General features: G+C 60.5%; 1 pseudogene. It reads left to right on the top strand.

What is annotated here, in order from left to right:
• A pseudogene (locus HGO40_RS30475) lies at positions 1 to 1313 on the top strand (sugar-binding protein); the annotation flags it as partial.

Raw genomic sequence — 1313 nt, 5'->3', positions numbered from 1 at the left:
TCCAATGCCTTCAACTTCATGAGTTTCCTGTCGGCCAGTGTTGATCCACGCACCGGTCAATACACCCTCGCCATCGACTTGCCGGAACTCAAGTCCAACGACCTTTGCGGCCCCGCCGTACCGCTGAAGCTGGTGTTCAACCCGCTCAATACCCTGGATTCGGGCTTCGGCGTCGGCTGGAACTTCAACCTGTCCCAGTTCACCCCCCATGACAGCATCCTGGCCTTGTCCACTGGCGAAACCTTCAAGGTCACCGGCAGCGGTGCCACGCCGGAGATCAAGGAAAAGAAACTCGACAGTTTCCATTTCTTCAACGAGGGCAACGAGCTCTATCGGGTCGTGCACAAGGCCGGGCTGGTCGAAACCTTGAAGGTGGGCGGCAGCGGTGAGCAACGAGTGGCCTTGCCCGAGCAGATCCATGCCCCGTCCGGCCACAAGGTCGACCTGGCCTACGTGGGGTTCAATGGTGGCCAACGCCTGGCATCGATCAGCGATGCCCTCGGGCGCCTGCTGCAGATCAACCGCTTCGATGACCGCGCGCTGGTCGAGATGCTCCTGTATCCGGATGCCGGACCGGGTGGCACACCGTTGGCGCGCTTCGAACTCAAGCTCAACGCCAGGCACCAGGTCATCGAGATAGTCCTGCCCACGGATGAGCGCGCCAGTTGGCGCTTCGATTATCAGGACGTGCGCGGCATTGGCTGCATCAGGGAAGTCAAGACCCCGGTGGGCGGGCGCGAAGTCATCGAATATCTCGACGCGGGCCATGCCTATCCGGGCAACACCGGACGGCCGAACCTGCCGAGGGTCACCCGCCATCAGCTCTTTCCCGGCTTCCAGCAGCCGGAGATGGAGGTGAGCTACGAATACACCTTGGAAAATTTCATCGGTAACGGCGCGAACATCCAGTGGGAAAGCAACGGCCTGGATCAACTGTACAAGGCCTCGCGCACCTACTCCTACGGTTCCACCGCCAAGCATAAAATGGCCGGCGTGGTGGCGCGCACGGTGCAGCGCACCTTCAACAGCTTTCACCTGCTCACCGAGGAAAGTACGACCCAGGGCGATTGCGTCCAGCGGGTGCGCACCACCTTCCACACCGTCGATGGCCCCTTCGAACAGCAGCCGGCCTATTTCCAACTGCCTAAAACCGTGGAAAAGCGCTGGGAACTCACCAGCGATGTCACCCAGGTCCGCAGCGAAACATTGGCCACCACCTATGACAATTTCGGCAACCTGCTGCAAGAGCGCCAGCCCAACGGTATAACCACGGACTACGAATACTACCCGGTCGACGGCTACGTCGATGACGA

Source organism: Pseudomonas sp. CG7 (assembly GCF_023701885.1).
Classification (GTDB): Bacteria; Pseudomonadota; Gammaproteobacteria; order Pseudomonadales; family Pseudomonadaceae; genus Aquipseudomonas; species Aquipseudomonas zanjanensis.
Note: the sequence above shows the minus strand (reverse complement) of the source record. Positions and strands in the feature narration are given on the sequence as shown.